Source organism: Streptomyces sp. NPDC058683 (genome assembly GCF_042716195.1).
GTDB lineage: Bacteria > Actinomycetota > Actinomycetes > Streptomycetales > Streptomycetaceae > Streptomyces.
On the sequence record NZ_JBHXSK010000002.1, the window covers coordinates 236,722 to 255,544 of the forward strand.

The 18,823-nt window shown below is 69.9% G+C and carries 13 protein-coding genes; 6 read left to right on the forward strand and 7 right to left on the reverse strand.

Annotation, left to right across the window (positions count from 1 at the left end; translation table 11 throughout):
• Positions 1–45 precede the first annotated feature (45 nt).
• On the forward strand, positions 46–984 hold the full coding sequence (locus tag ACFWXC_RS03135; RefSeq protein ID WP_384472115.1) for a VOC family protein: 939 nt from the start codon (positions 46–48) through the stop codon (positions 982–984).
• A 220-nt stretch (positions 985–1,204) separates the two neighbouring features.
• On the opposite strand, the gene ACFWXC_RS03140 is transcribed toward ACFWXC_RS03135, so the two are convergent.
• The 5 genes from ACFWXC_RS03140 to ACFWXC_RS03160 form a co-directional block, all read right to left on the reverse strand.
• Positions 1,205–3,397: an alpha-galactosidase gene (locus ACFWXC_RS03140; protein WP_384472118.1), complete on the reverse strand. Its 2,193-nt coding sequence runs from the start codon at positions 3,395–3,397 to the stop codon at positions 1,205–1,207.
• 78 nt (positions 3,398–3,475) lie between these two features.
• Positions 3,476–4,825 carry an ABC transporter substrate-binding protein gene (locus tag ACFWXC_RS03145; RefSeq protein WP_384472121.1) on the reverse strand — a complete coding sequence of 450 codons (1,350 nt, stop codon included), beginning with the start codon at positions 4,823–4,825 and terminating at the stop codon, positions 3,476–3,478.
• Between the two features lie 25 nt (positions 4,826–4,850).
• A complete protein-coding gene (locus ACFWXC_RS03150; RefSeq protein ID WP_384472124.1) occupies positions 4,851–5,789 on the reverse strand; it encodes a carbohydrate ABC transporter permease in 939 nt (312 codons plus the stop codon).
• Between the two features lie 11 nt (positions 5,790–5,800).
• Positions 5,801–6,820 (reverse strand): carbohydrate ABC transporter permease, encoded by a 1,020-nt coding sequence (locus tag ACFWXC_RS03155; protein ID WP_384472127.1) that lies wholly within the window; start codon positions 6,818–6,820, stop codon positions 5,801–5,803.
• 72 nt (positions 6,821–6,892) lie between these two features.
• A complete protein-coding gene (locus tag ACFWXC_RS03160; protein WP_384472129.1) occupies positions 6,893–9,034 on the reverse strand; it encodes a fibronectin type III domain-containing protein in 2,142 nt (713 codons plus the stop codon).
• 401 nt (positions 9,035–9,435) lie between these two features.
• On the opposite strand from ACFWXC_RS03160, the gene ACFWXC_RS03165 reads away from it, so the two are divergent.
• Both ACFWXC_RS03165 and ACFWXC_RS03170 read left to right on the forward strand, forming a co-directional pair.
• On the forward strand, positions 9,436–10,587 hold the full coding sequence (locus ACFWXC_RS03165) for an ROK family protein (RefSeq protein ID WP_384472132.1): 1,152 nt from the start codon (positions 9,436–9,438) through the stop codon (positions 10,585–10,587).
• Between the two features lie 161 nt (positions 10,588–10,748).
• Entirely contained in the window at positions 10,749–13,079 is a 2,331-nt protein-coding gene (locus ACFWXC_RS03170; RefSeq protein ID WP_384472135.1) for a glycoside hydrolase N-terminal domain-containing protein, read from the forward strand.
• 21 nt (positions 13,080–13,100) lie between these two features.
• Here ACFWXC_RS03170 and ACFWXC_RS03175 read toward each other — a convergent pair whose 3' ends face one another.
• Together ACFWXC_RS03175 and ACFWXC_RS03180 are read right to left on the reverse strand one after the other, a co-directional pair.
• On the reverse strand, positions 13,101–13,859 hold the full coding sequence (locus ACFWXC_RS03175) for an SDR family NAD(P)-dependent oxidoreductase (RefSeq protein ID WP_384472138.1): 759 nt from the start codon (positions 13,857–13,859) through the stop codon (positions 13,101–13,103).
• Between the two features lie 35 nt (positions 13,860–13,894).
• Entirely contained in the window at positions 13,895–15,097 is a 1,203-nt protein-coding gene (locus tag ACFWXC_RS03180) for a mandelate racemase/muconate lactonizing enzyme family protein (protein ID WP_384472141.1), read from the reverse strand.
• Here ACFWXC_RS03180 and ACFWXC_RS03185 point away from each other — a divergent pair.
• The 3 genes from ACFWXC_RS03185 (at position 15,097) to ACFWXC_RS03195 (ending at position 18,808) form a co-directional block, all read left to right on the forward strand.
• The gene (locus ACFWXC_RS03185; RefSeq protein ID WP_384472144.1) at positions 15,097–16,167 is read left to right on the forward strand and encodes a LysR family transcriptional regulator; all 1,071 of its coding nucleotides are present in this window, start codon (positions 15,097–15,099) and stop codon (positions 16,165–16,167) included. The two genes, ACFWXC_RS03180 and ACFWXC_RS03185, sit on opposite strands and share 1 nt — an antisense overlap.
• A 112-nt stretch (positions 16,168–16,279) precedes the next feature.
• The gene (locus ACFWXC_RS03190) at positions 16,280–17,158 is read left to right on the forward strand and encodes an SMP-30/gluconolactonase/LRE family protein (protein ID WP_384472146.1); all 879 of its coding nucleotides are present in this window, start codon (positions 16,280–16,282) and stop codon (positions 17,156–17,158) included.
• A gap of 99 nt (positions 17,159–17,257) precedes the next feature.
• Positions 17,258–18,808 (forward strand): UxaA family hydrolase, encoded by a 1,551-nt coding sequence (locus tag ACFWXC_RS03195; protein WP_384472149.1) that lies wholly within the window; start codon positions 17,258–17,260, stop codon positions 18,806–18,808.
• Positions 18,809–18,823: the final 15 nt, after the last annotated feature.

Consider the following 18,823-nt stretch of genomic DNA (forward strand, 5'->3'; position numbering starts at 1 on the left):
CATCCGCTGCACCCACCGCTCCCCCAGGAAGAGACCGAACTCCCCATGCCCCAACGTCTGCTGACGCATCTGCGCCATGTCGACCTCGCCGTACCCGACTTCGCCAGGCAACTCGACTTCTACGCCGGTGTGTGGGGGCTGACCGAGGTCGACGAGGACGACGGCGTCTCCTTCCTGGCCGCCGAGGGATCTCCCGAGCGGTACGTGGTCCGCCTGCGCAGGGCCGCGGAGAAGCGCCTCGACCTCGTCTCCTACGGTGCGGCGACGCCCGCGGACGTGGACACGCTGGCCGAGCGCCTCATCGCCGGCGGGGTCCAACTGGTTGGCGAACCGGGCACGTTGCAGACACCGGGCGGCGGATACGGCTTCCGGTTCTTCGACGTCGACGGCCGCACCATCGAGGTGTCGGCGGACGTCGCGGTGCGCGTCCACCGGCGCATCGAGGAGAAGGAGTCCATCCCGGTCCGGCTCTCGCACGTCGTGATCAACTCGCCCGATGTCGCCACCACCCGCCAGTGGTACGAGCGGCACCTCGGCTTCGCGCTGTCGGACGCGATCGTCCACCCGCAGGCCGGGGACCTCCTCAACTTCATGCGGATCAGCCCGCAGCACCACAGTCTGGGCATCGCCGCCGGGCCGCACGCCTCGGTCCACCACGTCTCCTTCGAGCTGCGCGGACTCGACGAGTTCATGCGCGGAACCGGACGGCTGCTCCGCTCCGGGACCCGCCTGGCATGGGGCCCCGGTCGTCATCTGGCCGGTGACAACCCGTTCTCCTACTTCGTCGACCCGCACGGCAACACGGTCGAATACACCACGGAGATGGAGGAGTTGGACGAGGACGCCTGGCACCCGCACCACTACTCGGTCCAGGACGAGGAGGTGACCGACCAGTGGGGAACCGCCAATCCCCTGACCGAACCGATCCTCAAGGAATTGCAGAACGACGTGGACCACGGCCTGTTCACGGCACCGCCCATATGACCGTTGTCCGTTTCGTACAGAGCACGGGGTGAGCGACGGCACCATCGCGCCCGGCCACTACGGACCGGTGGTGCAGGGCCCTACCGGTTGGCGTAGGGCCCCGAGCCCCCTTCTCCCGGCCGCACGCGGTGCTGCGACCCCGTAGCCGGGAGGTTGCGGGCCGCCCTCTGTGTCCGCCGTGGTCACGGACAACCCGAACACCCGCTGAGGCAATGTGCGTTCAGTCCTGGCGGCGGACCTCTACGAGGAGTGCCTGCGCAGGGTTGAGGGTGGGCATCGGCAGGCCGGCGGTGGCCAGGACGGCGCCGGGCAGGGTGAGCCAGTCCTCCAGGGCTGCCGTCAGCCACTGGGGTGGTGCCACCTGGTGGAACGAGGGCAGGCCGAGCTCGGTGCGTACGCGGAGCTGGTAGCGGGCGCCGGGGTCCAGGCCGGGGAAGGTAGTGCGGCCGGACTGGCCTTCGGGGGAAGTGGCGACGCGCGCCCAGGAGTACAGGGCCCTCGATCCGTCCTGGGCCACCACTCCGTGCAGTAGGCGGGACTCGTCCTCCAGGTCGGCGCGGACCGTGCGACCGGTGTGCAGCAGGGGGCGCAGCTCCCGGTACAGCGCGCTCCAGGCGGTCAGCCTGGTCAGCTCCTGTGCCGAGCACTCGTTCAGGTCCTGCTCGATGCCCGCGTGCCCGAACAACGCGGTGACCAGCCGGAACGTGTCGGAGGTGATGCGGTCCGTCGTGTGGCTGCGCGCGGCTCCGACGTGGGAGCCGACCAGTTCGGGCGGGAGGAGTTGGCCGGTCCAGTTCTGGATCGCCTGGCGTTCCACGGGGTCGTTGCAGTCCGAGGGCCACACCCGGTCGGTGCGGGCGAGTACGCCCAGGTCGACCCGGCCGCCGCCACTGGCGCAGCTCTCGATCTCCAGGCCGGGATGCTGCTGCTTGACCGCGTCCAGCAGCCGGTACAGCGCCTCGACCTGGGCGTGGGCCGCGGGCCGGTCGCCGGGGGCGTGGACGGCTTCGTGGAGTTCCCGGTTGTGGTCCCACTTCAGGTAGGCGATGCCGTAGCTCCCGACCAGTGTGTCCAGCGACTTCAGCAGATAGTCGAAGACCTCGGGGCGGGAGAGGTCCAGGACGTACTGATGGCGTGCGGACGGGCCGAGGCCGGCGGCGGGGCCCAGGATCCAGTCGGGGTGGGTGCGGGCCAGATGGGAGTCGAGGTTCACCATCTCCGGCTCGACCCAGAGTCCGAAGTCCATGCCCAGCGCCCGGACATGGTCGGCGAGGGGGTTGAGCCCCTCGGGCCAGACGGTCGGGTCGGCGAGCCAGTCGCCGAGGCCCGCGGTGTCGGCGCGGCGGCCGCTGAACCAGCCGTCGTCGAGCACGAAGCGCTCGACCCCGACCGCGGCGGCACGCTCGGCCAGGGCCTTGAGCCGGCCGAGGTCGTGGTCGAAGTAGACCCCTTCCCAGCTGTTGAGGACGAGGGGCCGGGGGCCGCGCGGGTGCTGGGGGCGTGCTCGCAGGTGGCGGTGGAAGCGGTCGGCGATGCCGTCCAGACCGTCCGCCGACCATACGAAGTGGCAGCGGGGGGTGCGGTACGAGTCGCCGGGCGCCAGGCGGATCTCGCCCGCCCGCAGGAGCTCGCCACCACCGAGCGCCGAGGCGTGTACGCCTGCTCCTTCGGGGAGTTGCTCGACCAGGTAGCGCTGGTCGCCGCTCCAGGCCACGTGCACGGCCCACACTTCGCCGGTGCCGAATCCGAAGCCGGGTACGCCCACCGTCAGGAGATAGGGAGAGTCGACGCCGGGTTTGCCGCGTCGCACGTCACGGACATGGGACCCCTGGTGCAGCGGGCGCCGCTGAGGGGAGCGCTCCCGGCTCCACTTGCCGGTGAAGTCCAGGATCTCGGTGGCCCGGCGCGGCAGGGGCAGCAGGGTCAGTGCGCCGGACAGGTCGTACGGCGCCGGATCGGCGCCGTCGGCGCTCTCGGCGCGGGAGAGGACGGCGTCGGCGGTGAGGATCCCGTGGGCGTCCAGGGTGTAGGTGAGCGTGATGTCCAGGCCGGACGCCGCCTCGCTCAGCTGCAGTCGGAGTTCGCCGCCGCCGTCGGGGTCCACGTGGTGGGTGGCTCCGGTCAGGGTCGGACGGGGAGCGCCGGCGGCGCCGGACAGGTGGCCGTGGTGGGCCGGGGTGCCGGACCAGCCGTCCGCCTCGGTGGGCCAGACGGTGAAGCGGCGCGGGGTGTCCAGTGCGTTGTTGAGCAGCGCGGGTTCCGCGGTCAGGCTCAGGGCCGTCAGGTCCTCGGTGGTCAGTTCACCCAGGTCGGCTCCCCAGTGCAGGACTCTGGGCACCGGTTCGGTCAGTTCGACGGCGAAGCAGGTGCCGGCCGCGCGCAGGCTGACGATTCGCGCGGGGGTGGTGGGCATACGGTCTCTTTTCAGGGAGGGCGGCAGGACGCGCCGTACGGGCCGCGTCCCGGTCGCGATGCGCCGAAGAGGCGGCGGTCACTTCTTGGTCAGGATGTCCTTCGTCTTGGCCTGCATGTCGGCGAAGACGCTGTCGTCCTTCTGCCCGCCGAAGTATGCCTCGATCAGGGGCTCGATCGCGTCCTGCAGCTCCGCGCCGTTGTTGAAGTCCGGGGAGGGGTAGAGCTCCTTGTTCTTGAGCATGTCGGTGAAGACCGTGAGGTCGACGCCCTGCGCCTTGAGCGCCTTGGCGGAGGCGTCCATCGAGGCGGGGATGGACGGGAAGAAGGTGCCGGTCGCCGACGCCTTGGTCTGGCAGGCCTCGGAGCCCATGTAGGAGACCCACTTCCAGGTCAGGTCCGGGTTCTTCGTGCCGGCCCAGATGGTGTTCCCGTTGGAGTTGCTGAAGACCGCACGGGTCTTGCCGTCGGGGCCGAGGACCGTGGGACCGATGCCGACCTTGATGTTGGGGATCTTGGCGAAGGTGGACGCCGACCACGATCCGCCGGTCTCCATCGCGACCTTGCCCGAGGAGAGCAGGTCGACGTCGGAGACGGTGTTGGTGAACGTACCGATCTTGGGTGCGTAGCCCTTCGCGACCAGGGTGCGGATCCAGTTCATGGTCTTCACCAGGCGCGGGTCGTTGTAGTTCAGCTCGGTCGGCCAGTTGGCCTTGTTGCCGAGCCGCCAGCCCGTCGTGGAGACGAAGGAGCTCCAGGTGGACTGGCCCAGGAAGTCCTTGGCTGCCAGCTGGCCGAAGCCGTAGGTCTTGATGTGTGCCTTGTCGAAGCCCGGCTGGTCACCGCGCCGGCCCTTGGTGTCGAGGGTCAGATGGGCGATCATCTTGCCGATCGTGCCGCCGTCGTCGGGGTTCCAGTTCAGCTTCTGGACGTCGTCGGCGGAGTAGCCGGCCTTGGTGAGCATGTCGGAGTTGTAGTAGAGGCCGGTGGCCGCCCAGTCCAGGGGCAGGCCGTACTGCTTGCCGTCGGTGTACTTCCAGGAGTCGACGCCGACGGAGAAGCGCGACAGGTCGAAGCTGTCCTTCTTGATGTAGTCGTCCAGCGGGAGCAGCTGGTGCTGGTCGGCGTACTGCGGGAAGAACTGGACGCTGTTCTGGAACGCGTCGGGGGCCTTGTTGGCCACGAAGCCGGCGGTGAGCTTGGTGAAGTAGTCCGCGACGTTGTACTGCGTGATCTTCACCTTGACGCCGGGATTGGCCTTCTCGAAATCCGTGGCGCAGACCTTGTAGGCGGCCGCCTGCTTGTCGTCCCAGGTCCACCAGTTCAGGGTTCCGGAACTGGAGCCGCTGTCGGAGTTGGAGGAGCAGGCGGAGAGGAGGGCCGCCAGGGTGAGCGAGGCTCCCAGGGCCACAGCCTTGCGAACTCTCATGTTTCCTTCTTTCATCTGTCACTGGTCACTTGAGGCCGGAGAAGCCGATGGAGTTGACGATGCGTTTGCCGAAGGCGACGAAGAGCAGCAGCATCGGCAGCGCCGCGATGAGAGCGGCGGCCATCAGGCCCGCCCAGTCGGGGGCGGCCTGGGGCGAGGACTGCTTGAAGACGCCGAGTGCGAGAGTGAGCGGTTGGACGTTCTGGTCGTTGGCGATCAGCAGCGGCCAGAAGTAGTCGTTCCAGGCGTTGACGTACATCAGCAGTGACACGGTGGCGATCGGCGCGATCGACATCGGCAGGATGATCCGGAAGAAGATCCGCAGCGGGCCGGCGCCGTCGATGATGGCGGCCTCCTCGACCTCGCTGCTCAGGCCGAGCATGAACTGCCGCAGGAAGAACAGCGTGAAGGCCTGGAAGAGGCCGCCGGGCAGGATGAGTCCGGCGAAGGTGTCGGTGAGACCCAGGTCCTTCACGAGGACGAAGTTGGGCAGCAGCGTGAACACGCTGGGCACCATCAGGGCGCTGATCAGGATGTTGAACACCAGGTCGCGGCCACGCCAGTGCAGCCGGGAGAACGCGTAGGCGGCGGCCGCGGAGATCAGCACGATCATCGCGGTCTGCACCGATGCGTAGATCACCGAGTTGCGCAGATAGAGCGCGATGTCGAGGGTGGCGCCGGAGCCGCCCTGGTCCTGGGCCTCCGCGGTGGAGGCGAGGCCCAGGACCCGCTCGAAGGCGCCCCAGGTGAAGCCCACCGGCAGCGGCGAGGACGGATTCGTCGCCAGCTTGTAGTTGTTCGACAGCGCGGTGCGCAGGATCCAGTAGAACGGGAAGAGCGTGACGAGGATGATGACACCGAGGTAGATCCAGGCCACGGCCCTGCCGGGTGAGAACCTGCGGGTGCTGGTGCGGGGCGAGCGCTTGGGGAGGGTCGCCCGGCCGGGTGCGATGGTGACAGCCATGGCGGTCTCCTTCAGTTCAGGTCGGATTCGTTGGCGCGGGCGAGTCGCAGCTGGGTGAAGGTGACCGCGATGAGCAGGGCGAACAGGGCCAGCGACATGGTGGCGGCGTAACCGAAGTCGAACTGCCGGAAGGCCTTGTCGAAGATGTACATCTGCAGCACGTTCGAGGCGTTGGCCGGGCCGCCCCTCGTGGTGACCTGCACGATGTCGAACACCTGGAAGGAGTTGATCACCGTCAGGACGACCACCATGACGAGGATCGGCCGCAGCAGGGGCACGGTCAGCCGACGGAACATCTGTATCTCGCTCGCGCCGTCGACGCGGCCGGCCTCGTAGATGGTCGGCGGGATGGTCTGCAGTCCGGCGAAGATCAGCAGGGCGTAGTAGCCCATCCACTTCCACACGCTGATCGCGGCGAGCGAGGGGATCGCCCATCCCCCGCTGCCGAAGAACAGGATGGAGTGGCCGGTCAGGTTCTTGAGCGCGATGTTGACGATGCCGAGGGTCGGATCGAGCATCCACTGCCACACCAGGGCGGCGATGACGTTGGAGATCAGGAACGGCAGCAGGATCACTCCGCGCAGGACCGACGACCGGGTCACCCGGTCCAGCACCACCGCCGTCACCAGCGAGATCAGGGTGCCGAAGCCGACGGACAGCAGGACGAAGTAGACGGTGACGAGCAGCGAGTGCCAGAAGACGTCGTCCCCGATCAGCTCCCGGAAGTTGGCCAGTCCCACCCACTGCGGCGGGCTCAGGACGTGGAATTCGGTGAAGCTGAGGTAGATGCCGCGCAGGGTCGGATAGGCGTAGAAGGCCGCGAAGCCGACCACGGCGGGCAGGATGAGCAGCAGGGCGACCGGCAGATCCCGGCGGCGAACCGCCGCCGACCTGGTGGCGCTGGGCCGCCGCCCCTTCCTCGGTGTGGTCATCTTCTTGACCACCGAGGTGGCCGTGGTGGCCACCGCGCCCGGTTCACCGGACCGCGGTTTCACCGGCGTTGCGTGGTTGCCCTGTGATGTGACCACCACAGCACCCTCCTTAGTGCGATACGAGCGTGCGGTACGAGCGGTACGAGCGGTGCGAGCTGGTGGACTGGTGGATCAGACGGTGATCTTGTCGATGTCGGGTGCGTAGTCGGTGGCGTTGCCGAAGCTGAGCGTGTTGTCTCCGGCCTTCAGCGGCACGGGGACGGTGAGCGACTGCGGGGCACCCCAGCTGTTGTCGTTGGTGCCCGGCACCGGGACGTGGAGGGTGGTGGCGCCGACGGTGAGGTCGATGACGCGACTCGAGTCGCCGTCCACGTAGTCGAGCTTCAGCAGGTACGTGCCGTCCTTCGGGGCGCTGACGTGGGTGATGGCCACCTCGCCGCCGCCGAGGTTGCCGATCTTCTGCCCGCCGGAACAGCCGTCGCAGCCGGCGACGACGGCATTGCCGGTGAGGGGATTGCCGGACGCTTCGGCCTCGTAGGCGGTGGGCCCGGTGGAGGCGGGCGTGGTGACCGAAAGGGCCTTGCTCGGAGCCGAGTTGCGCCCCTTGGCATCGCGGGCGACGACGGTGAAGGTGTGGGCGTCGGCGGCGCTCAGTCCGTCGACCGTGGCCGTGGTGCCGGTGGTGGTGGTCGCCGGCCGGCCGTCGGCGTAGACGGTGTAGCGGGTGACGGGTGAGGCACCGGTGTTCACCTTGTCCCAGGCCAGCGAGACGCTCGTCGAGGTGGCGGCGGTGCCGTGCACGCCGAGCGGGGTGCCGGGCTGGTTGCCGTGCCGGGTCGGGGTGAAGGTGAAGAGCCGCGAGCCGTGCGCCGGCAGATTCTGCGTCAGGTGCCCGGAGACACGGCCGAGGTTCTTGTGCTGCCACAGGTCGCGGACCGCTGCCGTGCCGTCGATGCCCAGGTCGGCGAAGTCGGCGGTGACGTCGGCGTTGCCGGAGCCCAGGTTGAACAGCGCGACGGTGTAACTCCCGTCGGGATTACGGGCGTACCAGGTCTGCTGGTCGGTGGTCTGGCTGACCGGCCGCGCCGGACGGCCGGCCTGGTCGACGGCGATCACCTCGTCGTTGGTGAGCAGCTTCAGCCCGTAGGAGTCGAGCTTGGTGAGGTCGTCGCCCGAGTACAGGGGCGCCGACTCGATGGCCCACAGGGTCATGTAGCTCTGCCGCTCGGCCTCGGTGAGGCCGTCCATGGCGCCGACTCCGACGTTCAGCGAGTCGAGGTTGTTCCAGTGGCCGGGACCGGCGTCGTCGATCCACTGCACGACGTCGTTCCAGCGGCCCTTCACGGAGTTGTTCCAGGTCACCAGCGTGCTGCAGTAGCACTCGACGTCCGTGTCGATCCGCCAGCCGTTGGAGTTGGCCTTCCAGGTCTCGGCCTTCGTGTGGCTGAGCGACCAGGACAGCGTCAACTGGATCGGGCGGCCGGTCTGCTGGAGCGCGGTGTGCCAGGCCTGCACGTCCGAGGTGTTGTCGTGGTCCGCGTCGCCCTGCCAGGAACCCGGCCCCACCCCGTCGACCTTGAGGAAGTCCACCCCGTACCCGGCCAGTTGGTCGGCGAGGGAGTCGATGTACTTCTGCGCGCAGGGGTTGGCGAAGTCCATCTTGTAGGCGGAGTTCCACCCGTTGGTCTTGCGCAGGTCGGAGTAGACGACGTCCGAGGTGGTGCAGCCGGGCGCGTTGTGGATCGGGGTCTTCCCGTCGCCGTACGCGGCCGGGTCCAGGCCCACGGCCAGGTACAGCCCGTACTTGAGGCCCTTGTGGTGGAGGTAGTCGCCCAAAGACTTCATGCCGCGCGGGAACGTGGTGGGGTTGGCGGTCGGGCGGGCGTACTGGTCGAAGCCGTTCGCCCAGCCGGCGTCGACGTTGATGTACTCGTAGCCGTGGGACTTGAGCTTCTTGGCGACCACGTCGGCCTGCTGCTTGACGTGCGCCTCGGTGAGCCAGTTCACCCCGCCGTAGCCGGGGTAGCTGGTGGCCTCCAGGCTCCAACTGCTCCAGCCCATGTACGGCTTGGCGGCCAGGAGGGCCTGCTGGTGGCCGGCACCCGACGGCGAGGCGCTCGACAGCGAGGCAGCCGACGCCGACGAGGAGGCGTCGGCCGTCGACGGGGAGGCGTCGGCCGCCGTCGCGGCGGTCGGTGCGGCGAGGGACACCACCAGGGCGGTGGCGGCCAGGACGGGCAGGCGACGCAGGTGCGCACCGCCCGTGCGGAGTCTGTGGCGTACGGATGCCGCGGATCCTGCTGGACGAGCCATGTGATTACTCCATCTCGGCGCGAAAGGCACGGCGAGGCCCTCGGAAGGCCCGGAAGTGCCCCTGCACGGTCAGCCGCATGGGGAATTGGTCGAGTGGGCGTTCGGGCGCCCAAGTGGCCGTAAGGCGACGCCCGTTCGGGAGCGCAGCCCGCGATGACTTACGCGGCCGGTCGAGGAGGAAACCGGCCGCCACCTGCGTCGGTGGACGTCCCATCCACCTGTCGCGAGGTGCCGCGAATGTAGCCACGCTTTTCTTCCAGCGTCAACATATTACGCAGCCCGAATCATCGACATTCGCGGAAAGAATGGATCGGGATTCGGGCGATGAGTGGGGAAGACGGGCGCTGACCGGCGGTGTACTTCTCCTTTCTTCTTTTCCAATGGAAATGTATGGTCGCCGCATGACGCTCGCCGATCAGCCACCCGCGGCCGCTCTGCTCTTCCAGACCCTGCTCGCGCACGGCCCGCTCACCCGCGCCGAGATCGGCCGCCGCACCGGTCTGTCACCCGGCGCGATCACCAAGGTCGCCACTCCCCTGCTGACCGACGGCTGGATCACCGAGCTGGGCCGCTCGGCCGAGCGCACCGCCGGCCGGCCGGCCACGCTGATCGCGGTACGGGCCGACCGCGCAAGGTTCGTGGGCGTGAAGGTCACCGGTGACGAACTCATCGGTGCGCTGGCCGACCTCACCGCACAGACCCTGGCCACCGCCCGCGCCACCCTCGCCTCCCGTGACGTGGGGACGGTCGTGCTGGCCATCGCCCGGCTCGTCGACCGGCTGACCGCGCAGGCACCGCCCCGTGCGGTCGGCGCCCTGCACGGCATCGGCGTCACGATCTCCGGGGACGTCGACGGCCACACCGGCACCGTCCAGTACTCCCCCTTCCTGAACTGGCGCCGCGTTCCCCTCGCCCAACTCGTCCAGACGGCCACGGGCATACCGACCGTGATCGAGAACGACGTACGCGCTCTGACCGTCGCGGAACAGTGGTTCGGCGTCGGGGTCGGGCTGTCGTCCTTCGCCCTGGTCACCGTCGGCGCGGGCATCGGCTGCGGCATCTCCCTCGGCGGCCGGGTCGTCTCCGGAGCCCACGGCGTCTCGGGGGAGGTGGGGCACCTTCCCGTGGGCGGTACCGACCGGGTGTGCACCTGCGGCAACACCGGCTGCGTCGAGGCCGTCGCCTCCACCCAGGCCATCACGGAGCAGGCCCGCCAGGCGACGGGCGATCCGGTGCTGACGATGGACCAGGCGGTCCGCCTCGCCCATGCCGGCAACGCCGACGTCCGCGCCGTCTTCGCCCGGGCCGGCCATGCCCTGGGCCTGGCGCTGGCTTCCGTGGCCAACCTCATCGGGCCCGAACGCATCATCATCTCGGGCGAGGGCGTGGCCACCTACGACCTCTACGAGGAGCAGATCCGTACCACCTTCGCGGCCCGTGCCTTCGGTGCCGCGGCCGACTGCGACCTCGTCGTCCGACCCCTGCCGTTCGAGGAATGGGCCCGCGGGGGCGCCGCCGTCGCCGCGCAGCGCATCTTCGCCCCTGCCAAGTAGCCCGCGAGCACCCGCGAGCACCTCTTCGGCCCGCCCGGTCACCCCCCGAGCCTCTCTCCGCCGCGCCCCGCGCCGCGCCCGCCCCGCGTGAGCCGTCCTCCGTCAGTCACCCGTCTCGCAGTCACCCCGTCTCGCAGTCACCCGTCTCGAAAGAGCACGCCATGCTGAAAGCTTTCTCCGCCCAGGACTTCCGCGCTGTCCGCCACCTACCCGGAACGCTCCGGTACGACCGTCCCGCCACCCGCTGGCTCGAAGCGCTGCCCCTCGGCAACGGCCGCCTGGGCGGCATGGTCCACGGCGGCACCGACCGCGAGCGGATCCAGCTCTCCGAGTCCACCGCGTGGTCGGGCGGTCCCTCGGCAACGGACCTGAGTCCGACCGCCCGGACGCAGGTGCCGCGCATCCGCGAACTCCTCTTCGCGGGAGAACACGCCGAAGCACAGCGGCTCGCGGCGGAGCATCTGCTGGGCAGGCCAAGGTCGTTCGGGACCAACCTCCCCCTCCCCGAGGTCCAGCTCGCCTTCCCCGACGGGCCTCCGGCAAAGGACTACCACCGGGCCCTCGACCTGGACACGGGCCTCGCCTCGGTCGCCTACGAGCAGGACGGCGTCCGCGTCACCCGCGAGGTGTTCGCCACTAACCCGCACGGCCTGATCGCGATCCGCCTCACCACGGACCGCCCCGGATCGCTCGGCTTCACCCTGTCCGTCCAGGACGGCCTGCTCCCCGGTGACACGACCACCACGGACTCCTCCGTCGTCTTCAGCGGCCACGCCTACGAGAGCCTGCACAGCGACGGGCATCAGGGCGTCGCCCTGGAGATCCACGCCCACCTCGAAGCCGACGGCGGCACCGTGCACCGCGCGGGCGACGCGCTCCGCCTGGAAGGCGCCGACAGCGCGGTCGTCTACGTCGTCGTCGGCACCGACTGGGCAGGCGCGGACCCGCGTGCGCGGGCAAAATCGCTTCTGTCCGCCGGGCTGGAAGCCGGATACGAAGCCGTCCGGGCGGCACACGTCGCGGACCACCAGGCGCTGATGCGGCGGGTCTCCCTGGATCTCGGATCGGCACCGTCCGACATCGCGGCCCTGCCCACCGACACCCGCCGCGACCGGCTGGCCTCCGGCAAGGCCGACGACGCTCTCATAGCGCTGTACTTCCAGTACGGCCGCTACCTGACCGTGGCCGGCTCCCGCCGCGACTCCCCCCTGCCGCTTGCCCTGCAGGGGCTGTGGAACGACGGCCTGGCCAGCAGTGCGGCCTGGACGAACGACTTCCACCTGGACATGAACACCCAGCAGAACTACTGGGCCGCCGAGCCGACCAACCTGGCCGAGTGCCAGGAGCCGCTGTTCGGCCTCCTGGAGCTCCTGGCGGATCATGGCCGGGCGACCGCCGAGCAGATGTACGGCGCACCGGGCTGGGTCGCCCACACGGTGACCAACGCGTGGGGGTACACGGCACCCGGTTCCGGCATCGGCTGGGGCATGAACGTGACCGGCGGAGCCTGGCTCGCCCTCCAGTTGTGGGAGCACTTCGAGTACGGCCGTGACGAGACGTTCCTCCGGGAGCGCGCGTACCCGGTTCTGCGCGGGGCCGCCGAGTTCCTCCTCGCCTACGCGGTCGAGGAGCCGGAGCACGGCCTGCTCGTCACCGGGCCGTCGGAATCACCCGAGAACTGGTATCTCGCGCCCGACGGCAGCCGGTGTTCGGTGTCCATGGGGGCCACCGCGGACCGGGTGTTCATGGAGGCCGCCCTGCGCATCTGCGCGGAGAGTGCCGAGTTGCTCGGTGTGGACGCCGACCTGCGGACCAGGATCGCCGCCGCGCGCCGCCGGCTGCCGCCGTTCCGGGTCGGGCGGCACGGGCAGCTGCAGGAGTGGCTGCACGACTACGAGGAGGCGGAGCCGAGCCACCGGCACACCTCACATCTCAGCGCCCTGTTCCCGGAGCGCCAGATCACCCCGCGCGGCACCCCGGAGCTCGCCCGCGCCGCCGAGGTCACCGTCGAGCGCAGGCAGCAGGCCCCGGGCTGGGAGCAGACCGAGTGGGTCGAGGCCAACTTCACGGTCTACTTCGCCCGTCTCCTCGACGGCGACTCGGCCCTCAAGCACCTCACCAGCCTGATCGCGGACGCCAGCGAGGCGAACCTGATGACGTTCTCCGCCGGCGGGGTGGCGGGCGCGGCGCAGAACATCTACTCCTTCGACGGCAACGCGGGCGGCACGGCGGGAGTCGCCGAAATGCTCCTGCAGTCCGACGGCCGCGAGGTCGAACTGCTGCCCGCGCTGCCGTCCGGCTGGCCCGACGGGAGCGTGTCCGGACTGCGCGCCCGTGGCGGTCTCACCGTGGACGTCCGGTGGCAGGACGGGCGGTTGGCAGCCGCGCGGATCCGGGCGTCCCTGGCCACGGACGTCCGGGTGCGGTACGGCGCCGACCTCCTCGACGTACGGCTCGCCGAGGGAGAGACGCTTGCCCTCGGCCTCGGCTGAGGGCAAGCGCCGGTGACACCGTCACTGGGCGATCTGGCCGCCGTCGACGAGCAGGGTCTGCCCGGTCATCGCGGTGGCGTCGAGCGCCACGAACGCCACGGCCGTCGCGATCTCCTCGGCCTCCAGCAGCCGGCCCATCGGGATCTGGCCGATCCACTGCGTCATCCGCAGCGGATCGTCCATCCCGACGGTGTCGAGGATGGGGGTGCGGGTCCGGCCCGGCGCGACCGCGTTGACCCGCACCCCGTGCGGCGCCCACTCGACCGCGAGGGAGCGCGCCAGCTGGGCCACTCCGGCCTTCGCCACGTCGTAGGCGACGTGGTACTCGGGATTGGAGCCGATGAAGGCGGCGATGGAGGAGATGTTCACGATCGACCCGGAGCGTCGGCCCACGAAGTGCCGGCCGAACTCGCGGCAGGCCACGAAGGTGCCGGTCAGGTCGACGGCGAGGATGCGGTTCCAGACATCGTCCGACACGTCGAGGGCCGCGTCCTCGTGGGCGATACCGGCGTTGTTGACCAGGACGTCGACGCGGTCGAAGCGCCGTACGACCTCGTCGGCCGTCTCCGCGACGGCCCGGGGGTCGGAGACGTCCAGGGGCAGGAAGTCGCCGCCCACCTCCTTGGCCACGGCGGTACCGGTCTCCGTGTTGCGGTCGGTGACGACGACCCGTACGCCACGGGCCGCGAGCGCCACGGCGATGGCGCGCCCGATTCCCTGGCCCGCGCCGGTGACGACGGCCACTCGCTCGTCGGTGTGCCTCAGGGGCGACTCGGACATCTCGTTCCTTCCGTCGGTGGATGCGTGGGGCGGCTTCACAGGGTCTTGGCCGACCCCGCGCCGGGGATCTGCCAGCGGACGCGTGCGGCCGGATCGATCGCGGTCGAGGCGCCCGGACCCTGCGGACGCTCCATGAGCCCTTCGCGTACGACGCTGCGCTCGACGAAGGCCTCCTGCGTCCAGGGAATGAACTCCACCAGCGGCGGCACCTCGGACAGGACCGTCCCCACCAGGTGCTGGTGCACCTGCATCATGTCGCCGGCGTGCGGCGCGAACCGCAGTCCCCGCGCGGCCGCGTGCGAGGCGATCTGCAGGAACTCGGTCACCCCGCCGACCCGGGTGACGTCGGCCTGGACGACCCGGATGGCGTCGGCCGCCATGAAGGAGGCGAACTGGTGGTAGGAGTAGATGCTCTCCCCGGCCGCCACGTCCAGCCGCGTCGACGCCTGGAGGCGGGCGTGGGCCTGGAGGTCGTCGGCGTGGAAGGGTTCCTCGACCCAGTCCATCGCCGCCTCCTCCAGGACGGGCATGATCTGGTTCGCCGTCGACAGGTCCCAGCGCTGGTTGGCGTCGCACATGAGGGTCACGTCGTCGCCGAGCGCCCGGCGGACCGCGCGCACGCGGCGGGCGTCCTCCCGCCAGTCGGACCGGCCCACCTTGATCTTCACCCGGGACCAGCCGTGGTCGACCAGCGCGGTGAGGTCCCGGACGAGTTCGCTGTCGGAGAGGTTGAGCCAGCCTCCGTCGGTGTTGTAGGCCTCGACGCTCTCCTGCGTGCCGCCGAGGAGCCGCCACAGGGGCATGCCGGCCCGCTGCGCGGCGAGGTCCCACAGGGCGATGTCGACCATGGCCAGCGCCATGTGGACCACGCCCGCCCGGCCCATCCAGTGCGTGGGCAGCCAGTACAGACGCTTCCAGGTGCCCAGGATGTCCTCCGAGGAGGTGTCCAGAAGGGCATCGGCATAGTAGGAAAGGATCACGTCGGAGAGGAGTTCGGGAGCGCAGTGCACGCCGGAGATACCCGTGCCGATACGGCCGTCGGCGGTGCGGATCTCGACCACGGGCACCGTCCAGTGCGCCATGGCGGCGGTGGAGTCGGCGATGGGCCGTTTCAGGGGCACGGCGAGGGCGTAGGTCTCCACGGAGGTGATCACCGCACCGTCGTCGCCGCGCAGGAGGTCCGCGCCGTGCGCGGACAACAGGCCGCGGGCGGTGCCGAAGGAAGTCTGATCGGTCATTGTTCCAGTCGGCCATGGCCGCCGGAACTCGTCAACGGCGAAATCAGAATACACATGATCTGCCGCGCAGATGTCCTGCCACCGGAAGGAATTCCGCACCGGCGGCAGCCCGACTGCGAGGCGAGGAGGTTCGGTCAATGACTCTCGAACTGGCCTGGTTGCGAACCTGGGTCGAGGTCGTGGATACCGGCGGCTTTACCAGAGCGGCCGAAAAGTTGCATTTGTCGCAACCACGCGTCTCGGCGCACATCGCGAATCTGGAACGCGAACTCGGCTGTCTGCTTATCGAGCGCCGTATCCGACCGCTCACCCTCACCGACGACGGGCGCGCTCTGCTGGCCCGGGCGCGGGCGGTGCTCGCGGCGGCGGACGAATTGGTCACCGCCCGCCAGACCGACCGGGGCGACATCACGGGAACCGTCACCGTCGCCAGCTTCGCCAGCGGGAGTTCGGAGTTCCTCCCGGGGGTCATCACGGCGCTGCAGGAGGAGCACCCGGGGATCCGGGTGGCGGTCCTGGACGGTGACGTGGACTTCATCGAGGCCGCACTGTCCGAGCGCCGGGTCTCGGTGGCCCTGCGCACGGTCCGGCCGGAGCCGCACGACCACGCCTTCACCATGCGTCCGTTGTGGCGGGAACCCTTCGTCATGCTCGCCGCGACCGGCCATCCCCTGCTGGAGAAGAGCGAGGTCGATCTCGCGGACTTCACGGGCCAGCGGGTCATCACGATCGGCGATCCACTCGCCAACACGGTGGTCGGTTACGAGGCCGAGGTCGAGTTGAGCATCAAGGACCTGGTCGCGCCGACCGGAATCGTGTCCCATCAGCCGACCACGCTCGGCGCCATGGTGCGGGCCGGGCACGGAATCGGCATCATCAACTACCTGGGCGGGGTGATGGTCCTGCGCGAGGGAATGGAAATGCGCCCCATTCGCCATCTCAACCGGTATCGGGACGTGGGAATCTGGTGGCACTCGGAGCGACCGCTCGGCGCGGCCGCACAGGCGTTCATCCGAGCGGTGATAAAGGCCCCGCGGCCCGAAGGGACGACCGCCATTCCACCGCTTTGACAAGGCGGGGATTCATTCGCGGGACGAATGCCCGCCATCCGTGAATCACCGTTGACGATCTCGGGGTGACCGGGGTGAGGTTGGTCGAAAAGCCGCAAGGATCGGAGTCGCGATGGCCACTGTCCGTACGTACTCGAATCTCGATGTGGCGGTACGCAGCGATACGTCGGACGTGGGTGAGGGGCCGGTGTTCGACCCGCGTACCGGGCATCTCCTCTGGGTCGACATCTACGGCTGCAAGGTGTACGACGACGACCTGTCCACCGGGAGGCAGACCGTCACGGAGGTCGGCACGATGGTCGGCGCGGTCGCGCCCCGCGCCGCACAGGAGGGCTTCGCCGCCGCGGTGGCGGACGGGTTCGGTTTCGTCACCGAGGGCGGGCTGACGCTGGTCGACCCGGTGCTGCCCGAGCCGAACCTGCGCATGAACGACGGCAAGGTGGACTCCCACGGCCGGTTCTGGGCCGGCAGCAACGACATGGAGTTCGCGCCGGGCCAGGGCCGGCTGCACCGGTGGGACGGCGACGGGCCGAGCGTCGTCGTCGCGGACGGTCTCGTGCTGCCGAACGGCCTGGGCTGGAACGCCGAGGACACCGTCCTGTACCTCGCCGACAGCTACGCCAACCTCCTGTACCGGGCCGACTTCCACGCCGGGCCGGGCGAGATCGGCCGCCTGGACGTGCTGGCCAAGACCGAGGGGGCCGGCGTTCCCGACGGCCTCGCCGTAGACGTGGAGGGGTGTTTCTGGGTGGCCATGCACGGCGGCCGCGAGGTCCGGCGGTACGACCCGGCCGGGCGGGTCGTCGGGGTCGTTCCGGTGCCCGTCCTCCAGCCGACCAGCTGCGCCTTCGGTCCGGACGGCCGCCTCTACATCACCTCGGCCCGCAACGGCCTGTCCGCCGAGGAGTTGGACAGGTCCCCCCTGTCCGGTTCCGTCTTCGTCATCGAGACCGGCACGCAGGGCGTCCCCGTCCGGCCGTTCCGGGCCTGACGGAACCGCCCACGGAGCACCGCGCATTCGCATTCCGGATGAATGACCATCGATAACCGTCTTTCCCTTGTGCGGTATTGGGGCCATACGGTCGATGGCATGGACAGTGAACGTCGTGACACAGAGGCAGCGGGCCCGGTGGCAGCCGTCAGGCCGCTGGTGCCCCGCCCGGGTCGGGACGACATCGGGCTGCTCCTCGGGGATGTAGCACGGGGGACGCCCGTCGAACTCGCCGACGGCACGGCACCGGTCGTCGAGGACATCGCCGCCGGGCACAAGGTCGCGTTGCGCGACATTCCGAAGGGCGCGCCGGTCCGCAAGTACGGCGAGGTGATCGGCGTGGCCCTGGCCGACATCCCGGCGGGCGGCCACGTGCATGTGCACAACCTGGGCATCGGCGGGTGGGAGGAGCCGGCGGCGCGTCAGTCGCCGGCCCGCACGCGGCCCGCCTCCACCGCCCTCACCCGCGACCACTTCCTCGGTTACCGCAGGGCGGACGGGCGGGCGGCCACCCGGAACTACATCGTCGTGGTGCCGACCGTGAACTGCTCCGCCACGGTGGCCCGGATGATCGCCCAGCGGGCCGACGACCGGCACAAGGGGACTCCCGGCCTCGACGGCGTCATCGCGCTCCCGCACGACCTCGGCTGCGGAATGGCCGAGGGCACCCCCGGGGACGCCATCCTGCGGCGCACCCTGCGCGGCTACCTCGGCCACGCCAACGTGGTGGCGGCCCTCCTGATCAGCCTCGGCTGCGAGGTCAACCAGCCGGAGAACCTCCTCGGCGACGACGCCGGAACCGAGACCCTCACCATCCAGGACCTCGGCGGCACCGCGGCGACGGTGAACGCGGCCCTCGACCGCATCGAGCACCTGGTCTCCGGGATCGCGACGTCTCACCGCACACCGATCCCCCTCTCGGAACTGACGCTGGGCCTCCAGTGCGGCGGCAGCGACGCCTACTCCGGCCTGACCGCCAACCCCACCCTCGGCGTCGCGGCCGACCTGCTCGTCGCGGCCGGCGGCAAGGTCGTCCTCGGCGAGACCCCCGAGATCTACGGCGCCCACCACCTGCTGCGGGACCGGGCGTCGAACCCCGGGGCGGCGGCCCGTATCGACGAACTCATCGACTGGTGGCAGCAGTACACGGCCGCGGGCGGCGCCACGCTCGACAACAATCCCTCGCGGGGAAACCGGGCCGGCGGGATCACCACCATCTGGGAGAAGTCCCTGGGCGCCGTGCTCAAGTCCGGGACCAGCCCGCTGAACGACGTCGTCGGATACGGCGAGCCGGTCACCGCGCCGGGCCTCACCTTCATGGACACGCCCGGCTACGACCCGGTGTCGGCCACCGGCATGGTCGCCGGCGGCGCCAACCTCCTCGCCTTCACCACCGGACGCGGCTCGCTGTTCGGCTCCCGTCCGGTTCCCTGCCTGAAGATCAGCACCACCAGCGGGCTGTACGAGCGGATGCGCGGCGACATCGACTTCGACGCCGGTCCGGCCATGAGCCACGCCGACCAGGTCACCTACGGCACCGCCTTGTTCGAGGCCCTCGTGGACATGGCGTCGGGTGCCGAGAGCAAGTCCGAGGCACTCGGCTTCGGGACGGAGGAGATCGTCCCCTGGCGCATGGGCGCGGTCCTGTGACGCGAACAGAACCTC

What these genes read in the sequence shown, in the direction of transcription:
- ACFWXC_RS03170 (WP_384472135.1), top strand. Translation starts at nt 10,749, where the DNA reads ATGCTGAAAGCTTTCTCCGCCCAGGACTTCCGCGCTGTCCGCCACCTA.
- ACFWXC_RS03145 (WP_384472121.1), bottom strand. Translation starts at nt 4,825, where the DNA reads ATGAGAGTTCGCAAGGCTGTGGCCCTGGGAGCCTCGCTCACCCTGGCG.
- ACFWXC_RS03190 (WP_384472146.1), top strand. Translation starts at nt 16,280, where the DNA reads ATGGCCACTGTCCGTACGTACTCGAATCTCGATGTGGCGGTACGCAGC.
- ACFWXC_RS03160 (WP_384472129.1), bottom strand. Translation starts at nt 9,034, where the DNA reads ATGGCTCGTCCAGCAGGATCCGCGGCATCCGTACGCCACAGACTCCGC.
- ACFWXC_RS03175 (WP_384472138.1), bottom strand. Translation starts at nt 13,859, where the DNA reads ATGTCCGAGTCGCCCCTGAGGCACACCGACGAGCGAGTGGCCGTCGTC.
- ACFWXC_RS03150 (WP_384472124.1), bottom strand. Translation starts at nt 5,789, where the DNA reads ATGGCTGTCACCATCGCACCCGGCCGGGCGACCCTCCCCAAGCGCTCG.
- ACFWXC_RS03180 (WP_384472141.1), bottom strand. Translation starts at nt 15,097, where the DNA reads ATGACCGATCAGACTTCCTTCGGCACCGCCCGCGGCCTGTTGTCCGCG.
- ACFWXC_RS03195 (WP_384472149.1), top strand. Translation starts at nt 17,258, where the DNA reads ATGGACAGTGAACGTCGTGACACAGAGGCAGCGGGCCCGGTGGCAGCC.
- ACFWXC_RS03135 (WP_384472115.1), top strand. Translation starts at nt 46, where the DNA reads ATGCCCCAACGTCTGCTGACGCATCTGCGCCATGTCGACCTCGCCGTA.
- ACFWXC_RS03165 (WP_384472132.1), top strand. Translation starts at nt 9,436, where the DNA reads ATGACGCTCGCCGATCAGCCACCCGCGGCCGCTCTGCTCTTCCAGACC.
- ACFWXC_RS03140 (WP_384472118.1), bottom strand. Translation starts at nt 3,397, where the DNA reads ATGCCCACCACCCCCGCGCGAATCGTCAGCCTGCGCGCGGCCGGCACC.